Source organism: Spiroplasma endosymbiont of Dactylopius coccus (assembly GCF_977110965.1).
In genome coordinates this window covers 1,878,476-1,888,154 of the sequence record NZ_OZ373019.1, presented here as the reverse complement: position 1 = coordinate 1,888,154, position 9,679 = coordinate 1,878,476, and the positions used below count along the sequence as shown (strand labels likewise).

Sequence of the window (9,679 nt, the reverse complement as noted above, 5' to 3'; positions counted from 1 at the left end):
TTAGTTATTGTAGAAAATTTCTTTTTAAGTTCAAAAGAATTATTAACTAATCCATTAGCAACTCCTAAAATTATTGGTGCTTTAATGGTCTTAGTACAAGATATTATGGATTGAGATTATCACGAAAGTGAACCAAAAAATAAAAATAAAATAACAAATTATAAAGGAAATATAAAATTTACAAAACATGAACAAGATGCTTATAAACATATTCAATATTATTTAAGGAATTATAAAAATGAAAGATAAAACAAATTATGTCAAATTAACAGTAAAACTAAGTAACACTATTGAAGCAAAATTGGATGGGTTACACTTTATTGGACACTAATTACGTAGACAAGTGAACAAATTAGTGAAAAGAAAGGAAGTATAATTATGGCCAATATTAACTCATATTCAGATGAATTTAAAAAACAAATAGTAGCTTTATATCAAAGCGGTAAGTCAGTGTCTTGTCTTGCTAAAGAGTACAATGTTACAAGAGCAGCTACTTATAATTGAATTAAGCAATTTACTAATTCAGGTAGTTTTAAAACTAAAGATAATCGTTCTGTTGAAGAAAATGAATTAATTAAATTAAGAAAAGAATTAAAACAATTAAGAATGGAAAATGATATTTTAAAGCAAGCAGCACTAATAATAGGCAGAAAATAAAAATTATTGTCAAAAATAAAGTTAAATATAAAATTCGCACAATGTGTCGTTTTTTGAAAATATCTAAATCAACATATTATTTTAACTTAAAGAAAAAAGAAAATAAAATCAAAAATAATATGTATGATGAAGCTATTATTAGTGCTTTTAAAGAAAATAAAGAAGTTTATGGTACTAGAAGATTAAAAAAAATTTTAGAAAACCAAGAAATTTATTTATCACGCAGAAAAATTAAAGAAATTATGAATAAGCATAATTTAATATCAAAATACACTAAATTATCATTCAAAAATCATCATAATAAAGTCAATAATAGTCAAATAACCAATCTTGTTAATAGAAACTTTAATAATAGGGTTAAAAATGAAGTTATTGTTAGTGATTTAACTTACGTTCAAGTTAATGGTAAATGAAACTATATTTGCCTATTAATAGACCTATTTAACCGCGAAATTATTGGACATAGTGTTGGAGTTAAAAAAGATGCATTACTAGTATATCAAGCATTTATGCAATCAAATCGCTGTTTAAAAGATATCCAAATATTTCATAGTGATCGAGGTAATGAATTTAACAATAAAATTATTAATAATCTTTTATTAGCATTCAATATTACTCGATCTTTAAGCAAAAAAGGTTGTCCTTATGATAATGCTGTTGCTGAAGCAACTTTTAAAACTTTCAAAACTGAATTTATTAATGATAAAAATTTTACATCATTAATCCAATTAAAATTAGAATTATTTGATTATATCAATTGATACAACAACATAAGAATCCACAGCACTTTAAACTACTTAACTCCTATCAAATATCAAGAACAAGTGTCTACCAAAAAATAGTCCTAAAAAGTGTTGCCATTCCAAATATTATGAAAAAGGTAATAAAGAATTATATTATAGTGTTCGTGGTCAATGAAATGGATTGAACTATGTTACTTTAATTTTTAATAACCCAAAATTTTATAGACGCTGTATTTTATTAAACAAAAATGATGAAATTTTAGTAACTGGTCAAATTTTTAATACTTTAAATATTCCTAAAAATCGTGCATTTTGTTCAATTAATGTTAAATGATTTAAAAAATGAAAAGAGTAAAAAATGATATTATGAAAAATTTTATTAATAGTACCAATATTAATAACAAGTATAAGAACCTGTTTAGGATCTTTTTTAACTTATTTTTGATTAAATTAATATCATAAATGTTATTTTATAGTTGAAAAATAAATTTTTAATCGATAAGTTGTCAAATGATAAAATCTTTTTAACAAAAAAATGACAAAGAAAATAAAATGTTAATTAACTGTCAGGTTAGAAATAATTATTCCCTTTTTTAGTTTAATTATGTTTAAAAGATTCCAAACAGGTTCTAACATTAATAATATTTTTAATTTATATAATTAAAGATTTAAAAAATGAATATAAAGTATTAAAAATATTAAGTAAAATTGCTAATCAAATTAAAAATAAGGAGAAATAATTAATGATAATATTACCTATTTTGTTTGAAAATAAAGATGAAATTGAAATATTATCACCATTTCCGAAAGCAATTCATACAAGTAATGATATTAGAGCAATTATTTTAAGACAATATCCAAATGTTAAATCAAAACATATAATTGTTTCTGACCCTGAAAGTAATGTTGCATTAATAGTTGGTGATAATGATGTTTATCAAGGTTGAATTAAAGTAACAATTAAAAAATTAGAAAATTAAAGGAGAATAAAATGCCAAACGAAAATACAGAATCAAATTATACTTTAACTAAATTAATTAGAATTAGAATAAGTCCTATTTGTGCAATGATTGGTACAAGTGCTTATTATGGTCAAGTAATTTCAAATCCAGTATTAGGTTCAATTAATAGTTTATTATTTGGTAAAAAATTAGGTTTAGATATATGAAATTTAAACCAAATGCCAAGTGTAAAAACTAAATTAATTAATAGTTCTAAAAAAATATTATTAGGATTAGGAACAATTGGATTAGTAAATTATGCAAAATTTATTAATACAGATATTATTCCTAATCCAACTGAAAGTCCAATAACAACTACAACATCTATTCCTATAACTACAACAACAGAAATTATAACAACAACTACACAAGGTCCACCATGATTACAATTATTAAATAAACAAGAAAATCAATCACTAATGGATTGAGATACTTATATTTCATTAAATGCTTATGGTATTTCAAATCTTATTAATGGAATTACAGAATTAATACCTAATAGATTTGAAACTATACGTAAAATAGCAAATATGGCAACTGGTGGATGTTTAATATCAAGTGGTGTTGCTATGGGTATAAATAATGATTTTAATAATGCTTATGCAATCCCTACTATTGTTGCTGGAGCAAGTGAAATTATTCATAATTTATTACCTATGGAAACTATAAATAATAATGAAGAATTACAAGAAACTTCATTTACAAATGAACATGCTAGATTAGTTAATAATAGTGAAATAAACAATTATGGTAGTAATTTTCATGAAGTATCATTACATGATGATAATAATTCATTAAATTGAGATTATAACCATATGAGTTTATAAAATAAAATAATTGAAAGGAAAATATTGATATGAAAGAACTTATACATGAATTAATAATTATCGGAACAAGTGTTGGAACATTAATTTGTAGAGAATTAATTGTTTTATTAAAAAGATTTATTACAACTCCAAAACATGTTAGAACCTGTTTGGAATCTTTTATAAAATAACGTAAAATGACTATATATTTTAAGATAAGGGGTATATATGCATAAAAATTATCCAAGTCATGTTACTAAAGAACAATTTGAGAACATAATATCAATTTTAGAAAATAGCAAAAAGAAAACAAAACCAAGAAATTTAGATTTATATGAAGTATTTTGTGCAGTTTTATATGTATTAAAAAGTGGATGTCAATGAAGAATGTTACCAAAAAATTTTCCAAAATGACAAACTGTATATTATTATTTTCAAATTTGAAGTAAAAATAGTGATAAAGAACCTAGCACTTGACAAGTAATTTTAAAAAAAATTAGTTAGAAAAGTTCGTATCAATAATGGTAGAAAAGAACAAACTAGTTTTTGTATAATTGATTCACAAAGTGTTAAGAACACAGATACTGCTAAAAATAAAGGTTATGATGCTGGTAAAAAAATTTCAGGAATAAAGCGTCATATTGCTGTTGATTCTCAAGGTTTACCGCATATAATTTACATAACCACAGCAGAAAAAACAGATCGTAACAGTGCTATAATAATGATTGAAAATGAAAAAGAAAATTTATCTAAAGTTCAAAAAATACTAGTAGATGCTGGTTATACTGGTGAAAAATTTGCTTTTAAAATCAAAACAATCATAAATGCAAATGTTGAAGTTATCAAACGTAATGAATTACATTCTTTTGTATTATTGCCAAAAAGATGAGTTGTAGAACGAAGTTTTGCATGATTAGAAAAATGCAGAAGATTATGAAAAAATTGTGAAAGAAAATTAAATACTAGCTTACAAATGGTTGTTCTTTCCTTTATTTCAATTTTATTAAAAAGATTTTAAACAGGTTCTTAGAGCAAATAAAAAAATTATAAAACACCAAAAAAAATTAGCAAAGTTAAATGAAAAAATTAATAAAGGAGAAAAATAATATGACAAAAATTGAATTTAATGAAAAATATAGAAAAAATAATATCAAAATTGATAGAGATTTTGATTTAGATATAGGAAATTGTTTTAAATTTTCTGATATTGATATATTAGAAAATGCTGTTAATGATTATAAAAAAACTAATAAGTGAAATGCCACAATTAGTTAAAGATTGATTATTGGGATAAGAACCTGTTTAGGATCTTTTTTAACTTATTTTTGATTAAATTAATATCATAAATGTTATTTTATAGTTGAAAAATAAATTTTTAATCGATAAGTTGTCAAATGATAAAATCTTTTTAACAAAAAAATGACAAAGAAAATAAAATGTTAATTAACTGTCAGGTTAGAAATAATTATTCCCTTTTTTAGTTTAATTATGTTTAAAAGATTCCAAACAGGTTCTAAGATTAGGAGAATGTTAAATGTTAGAAAATGAAAATAATGTTCAACAAACAACTGAACCTTTAACTGAAAATAATGCTTCTTCACAAGAAATAGAAAATAAAGTTAATGAAGCAGAAAATAAGTTAAATACTTAATCAAGAAATTAAAGAAAAAGAAATTATTAATATATTTAAAAAATATCAAGTTAAAACTGAATTTTATGATTTTTTAAAATTTAAAACTAATAATTTAGAAAATTCAAAAATTGAAGAAACTATTAAAAAAATGATTAAAGAACAACCAGTATTTAAAGAAATAATTAATACAGGTGGTAAACAAGAAACAATATTAACAAATCAACCAAGTTCAATAAAAAGTACTTTATTGGATTATAAAAAGAAAAATAACTTATAACGGAAAGGAATATAAAAAATGGCAATTAATATTCAAAAAAATTTAGATAATACACAAAAATTAGTAGAAGCACCTGAGTTTATAGAGTTTTATAAACAATCAAATTCACCATGAGCAAGTTTTTTTCCTATTGAAATGGTTAATTCTACAAAAATTGAATTTATAGTTAAAAAACCAAAAAATTCAGAAATTAAAGTACTAAAATGAAATGATAAAAGCAAAGGATTAGATGTTAGTTACGCTGAAACTATTAAAATTTTAAAAGAAATTAAACAAGAAGCAGTTGCAGGTGAAATAATTGCTAATGTTGATTTAAATGCAGAAAATGGACAAAATTTGTTAAATACAATGCAATATGAAGTTGCTAATGATTTAGCGGATTATTTAGCAAATAATGATAAAAATGTAATTGCAAAATATGCAACTAAATTAGATATTACTGATAAAACACCAGTAGGATATTTAAAATCAATGCTATCTGCTTGAAATACTTTATTTTAATTAAGAAATAGTAATAATTGTCAATTTTTTATTACTAATAATTTATATGATAGTTTAGTTTATTTAGCAGATAATAAAGGTTTAATTACTGATAACCAAATAACACAACAACTAAGATTAAATGGAACAAATTTATATATCAAAGGTGTACTATGCCAAATTGTTATGGATGATTATATGACTTTTACTGATAATAATATGATATTATTTTTATACAATCACTCAACCAATAAATTTAAAATAGAAAAGTTAGGAGTTTAAAATTATGAAAGATTTTAAAAATATTAAAATTAAACAAATTAAAAATAGTAATAATAATAAAATTGGTATCTTATTAGGTACTCTAATTTTATTGTTATTAATAACTTTTAGTTTATTAAGACTACTACCAATTGGTAAATTTTTAGACGACTTTATATTTTCTTTTTTATTTGGATGAAGCAAATATTTAATTTATATATTATTATATATATCTTTAATTCCACTTTGTTTTAATTATTATTTTAAATTTAAAGTTTCCTTTGTTTGAGCAATAATTACTACTATTATATGCTGCGCTTGAACAATTGAAACTTTTACTATTATTAGTCATTATGATAATATTTGATTTAATAATAAATTTCATATTAATTTAATTAATGATTATTATCAATCTTGATGAAATTCAACTATTTTTAATAATTATCACGGATTTTTCAAATCACCTATTTCCTTTAATAATTGAACTATTGATAGTTTCTTTCCCTCTTATCTTGTTGGCGGATTAATTGGTAATACTATATTAGAATTTTTAGGTTACACAACTTTTTTTGTTAATTTTATATTAAATATATTAATGATTATTATTTGTTTTAGTTGATTATTTTTTAACTGTCCCTTAATTTTATTTATCACTATTTCAAATCATATCAAAGAAACAATTTTAGATTTTAAAGTTAAGCGAAAAGATCAAAAAATTAATAAATTAGAAAAAGCAAAAGAAAAACAAAAAAACTTACTTTGGCACAAAATAATACTATCAAAATCAATAATCTAAAAAAAGAACTAAAAATAAACAAACAACAAGCAAAAAAACAATAATAAGCAATCTAAATTAGAAACTAAACAATTTACAAAAGAAAATCTAGCAAACAATAAAGTAAAAAATGAAAAAATAAACTTTGATATAGAAACCAATAAGGAATTATTACAAGAAAATAACAATATTAACAAAATTAATAATCAAAAATTAGAAAATAATAAAACAAAAGTTAAAGAACAAAACAAAATTATTAATCAAATTGAAAAACAAAATAATAATCAAGAAAAAACAAAAGCTTTTCTTCCTGAACAAACTATAATTAATCAAAAATATATTTTACCAACATTAAAATTAACTAAAAATCAGATAATCTAATAAAAAAGCAAGAAGAAAATGAAAAATATGCTTTAGAAAATAAAGAAAAAATTAATCAGTTATTTAAAGAATTTTCTGTTCAAGGAAAAGTAAATGATTTTACTATTGGTACAACAGTAACAAAATACGAGGTTTCAATCACTTCAGGAATGAAAATTAACAAAATTACTAACTTAGAAGAAGAACTAAAACTAGTTTTAGCAAATAATAATATTAGAACCTGTTTAGGATCTTTTTTAACTTATTTTTGATTAAATTAATATCATAAATGTTATTTTATAGTTGAAAAATAAATTTTTAATCGATAAGTTGTCAAATGATAAAATCTTTTTAACAAAAAAATGACAAAGAAAATAAAATGTTAATTAACTGTCAGGTTAGAAATAATTATTCCCTTTTTTAGTTTAATTATGTTTAAAAGATTCCAAACAGGTTCTTAGAATCGAAGCACCAATAGCTGGTAAATCAATGATTGGAATTGAAGTTAGTAATAAAAATATTGTTCCAACTAATATGCAAGAACAATTTGAAAATATAAGCGAAAAATATAAAAATAAAAAATTATTAATTAGTATTGGTAGAAATACTACTGGTGATTACATCTTTCATTCATTAAAAGAAATGCCGCACTTATTAATTGCTGGTAGTACTGGTTCAGGAAAATCAGTTTTTATTAATGATTTACTAATTTCTTTGCTCTTACAATACAAACCTCATGAAATAAAACTAATATTAATCGATCCTAAATGAGTAGAATTAGCAATTTATAATGATATCCCACATTTAATTATTCCAGTAATTAATGAAGCAAACAAAACACCAGCAGCATTACAAGTAGTAATTTTAGAAATGATGCGTCGATACCAACTATTTGCAAAAAATGGAAATCGTGATATTGAAAGTTATAATAAAAAAATAAGTCAGGAAATTGATAAATTACCTTATTATATTATTGTTATTGATGAATTAGCAGATTTAATGGTACAAGCAAGCAAACAAATTGAAGAAGGGATCATGCGAATTACACAAATGGGTCGAGCAGCAGGAATTCATTTAGTAATAGCAACACAAAGACCATCAGTAGATGTAATTACTGGCGTAATTAAAAATAATATTCCAGCAAGAATTGCTTTTAAAGTTGCATCTTGAATTGATTCAAAAACAATCCTTGATACTGCTGGAGCAGAAAAATTATTAGGTAAAGGCGATATGTTATTTTTAGCTCCAGGACAAAATAATATCAATCGTTTACAAGCACCATGAATTAGTGATGAAGATGTTTCAGAATTAATAAAGTTTATTAAAGAACAATCTTTGGTTAAATATGATAATAATTTTATTGAAAAAATGAAAGAAATTGAGGCTTTTTAGAAATCTGTGTATCTTTGTTTTACAAAGTACTAGTTAATATTAATTCTATCTTCAAATTTTATCATAAAATGAGCAATTGCTGTATTTCAATTTTGAATGGGCATTGTTCATTTTTTTGTTATATTTTCAATTGCTAAATAAAATATTTTCAATTCTTCCATATCATTAGGAAAAACTTTTTTATTTCTGATAACTTTTCGTAATTGACTATTAACAGATTCAATAGCATTTGTGGTATAAATTACTCTTTTAATTTCTGTTGGATAACTAATAAAAACTATCAAATTTTCTCAATTTTTATATCAAGATTTAGCAATTTGAGGATATTGTTTATTTCACTTATTTTCAAATGTTTCTAAAGCCTGCATTGCTTGTTCTTCACTACATGCAGTATAAATTGGTTTTAAATCTGCAACTAGAGATTTTCTATGCTTATATGAGACATATTTCAAACTATTTCTAATTTGATGAACGATGCATAATTGATGTTCTGTTTTAGGATAAACTGATTGTATTGCTTCTGACATTCCTGTTAAATTATCACTACAAGCAATAAGAATATCATTTAAGCCTCGATTTTTCATTTCTGTGAAATTGGCTAATCAAAATTTAGAACCTTCATTTTCACTAATTCATAAGTCTAAAACATCTTTTTTACCTTCTAAATCAACTCCTAAAGCTATATACACAGATTTGTTAATAATGCGTTTATCTTGTCGTATTTTAACTACTATGCAATCAAAATAAACAATCGGATAAATACTATCTAATGGTCGATTTTGCCATGCTTTTACATCATCAATAACATCATCAGTAATTTGACTAATAACACTTTCACTAATATCAGCACCATGATATAACTCTTGTAATTGCATTCTAATATCTGATAATGTCATACCTTTTGCATATAAAGAAAGAACTTGTTGATCAAAACCATCAAATCTTCTTTGTCTTTTTGCAATTATTACAGGATTAAAATTACTATTGCGATCTCGTGGTACATCAATCTCAATTTTACCTTGTTGAGTTATTAATTTTTTTGAACTTATACCATTACGAGCATTGTCACTATTACTATGTTGATTCTTATCATATCCTAAATAATTTTGCATCTCAGAATTCAACATTTTTTCTACTAATCTTTTTGTTAATTCTTTATACAAACCTCCCTCTTTAAAAACTGTTGTTAAATCTTCAGTATTTTCTAATAATAAATCTACTGCTTTTGATATTGGATCATTATTATTAATATTTTGCTTTTTAGCCATCTGTAATTCACTCTTTCTAGGTTTAT

At 22.8% G+C, this 9,679-nt stretch carries 14 protein-coding genes; 13 read left to right on the top strand and 1 reads right to left on the bottom strand.

Features of this window, described 5'->3' with window-relative positions:
• The 13 genes from ACXUB0_RS11845 to ACXUB0_RS11785 all read left to right on the top strand — a co-directional run.
• Positions 1–249, top strand: a 249-nt coding sequence (locus tag ACXUB0_RS11845; protein WP_458258768.1) for a hypothetical protein, incomplete at its 5' end; no start/stop codon positions are given.
• 129 nt (positions 250–378) lie between these two features.
• Positions 379–1,499 (top strand): IS3 family transposase gene (locus tag ACXUB0_RS11840; protein ID WP_458258767.1). Its coding sequence is split into 2 segments (ribosomal slippage): positions 379–655 and positions 655–1,499, totalling 1,122 coding nucleotides; the frame shifts between segments, so codons are not numbered across the junction.
• 82 nt (positions 1,500–1,581) lie between these two features.
• Positions 1,582–1,755 (top strand): hypothetical protein, encoded by a 174-nt coding sequence (locus ACXUB0_RS11835; RefSeq protein ID WP_458258766.1) that lies wholly within the window; start codon positions 1,582–1,584, stop codon positions 1,753–1,755.
• A 388-nt stretch (positions 1,756–2,143) separates the two neighbouring features.
• Positions 2,144–2,380 (top strand): hypothetical protein, encoded by a 237-nt coding sequence (locus ACXUB0_RS11830; protein WP_458258562.1) that lies wholly within the window; start codon positions 2,144–2,146, stop codon positions 2,378–2,380.
• 11 nt (positions 2,381–2,391) lie between these two features.
• Positions 2,392–3,228, top strand: coding sequence for a hypothetical protein (locus ACXUB0_RS11825; protein WP_458258765.1), 837 nt, complete (start codon positions 2,392–2,394; stop codon positions 3,226–3,228).
• Between the two features lie 29 nt (positions 3,229–3,257).
• Positions 3,258–3,398: a hypothetical protein gene (locus ACXUB0_RS11820; RefSeq protein ID WP_458258764.1), complete on the top strand. Its 141-nt coding sequence runs from the start codon at positions 3,258–3,260 to the stop codon at positions 3,396–3,398.
• A gap of 37 nt (positions 3,399–3,435) precedes the next feature.
• Positions 3,436–4,225 (top strand): IS5 family transposase gene (locus ACXUB0_RS11815; RefSeq protein WP_458258763.1). Its coding sequence is split into 2 segments (ribosomal slippage): positions 3,436–3,696 and positions 3,698–4,225, totalling 789 coding nucleotides; the frame shifts between segments, so codons are not numbered across the junction.
• 89 nt (positions 4,226–4,314) lie between these two features.
• Complete coding sequence (locus tag ACXUB0_RS11810) at positions 4,315–4,482, top strand: hypothetical protein (RefSeq protein WP_458258289.1); 168 nt, start codon at positions 4,315–4,317, stop codon at positions 4,480–4,482.
• Between the two features lie 506 nt (positions 4,483–4,988).
• Positions 4,989–5,117, top strand: a complete 129-nt coding sequence (locus ACXUB0_RS11805; RefSeq protein ID WP_458258762.1) for a hypothetical protein — start codon at positions 4,989–4,991, stop codon at positions 5,115–5,117.
• Positions 5,118–5,135: 18 nt separating this feature from the next.
• Positions 5,136–5,618: a hypothetical protein gene (locus ACXUB0_RS11800; RefSeq protein ID WP_458258761.1), complete on the top strand. Its 483-nt coding sequence runs from the start codon at positions 5,136–5,138 to the stop codon at positions 5,616–5,618.
• A 265-nt stretch (positions 5,619–5,883) separates the two neighbouring features.
• On the top strand, positions 5,884–6,654 hold the full coding sequence (locus tag ACXUB0_RS11795) for a hypothetical protein (RefSeq protein ID WP_458258760.1): 771 nt from the start codon (positions 5,884–5,886) through the stop codon (positions 6,652–6,654).
• 359 nt (positions 6,655–7,013) lie between these two features.
• Positions 7,014–7,274: a DNA translocase FtsK gene (locus tag ACXUB0_RS11790; RefSeq protein ID WP_458258823.1), complete on the top strand. Its 261-nt coding sequence runs from the start codon at positions 7,014–7,016 to the stop codon at positions 7,272–7,274.
• A gap of 208 nt (positions 7,275–7,482) precedes the next feature.
• A complete protein-coding gene (locus ACXUB0_RS11785) occupies positions 7,483–8,385 on the top strand; it encodes an FtsK/SpoIIIE domain-containing protein (RefSeq protein ID WP_458258759.1) in 903 nt (300 codons plus the stop codon).
• Between the two features lie 29 nt (positions 8,386–8,414).
• Here the strand turns inward: ACXUB0_RS11785 and ACXUB0_RS11780 are convergent, their stop codons facing one another.
• A complete protein-coding gene (locus ACXUB0_RS11780) occupies positions 8,415–9,653 on the bottom strand; it encodes an IS256 family transposase (RefSeq protein ID WP_458258758.1) in 1,239 nt (412 codons plus the stop codon).
• Between the last annotated feature and the right edge of the window lie 26 nt (positions 9,654–9,679).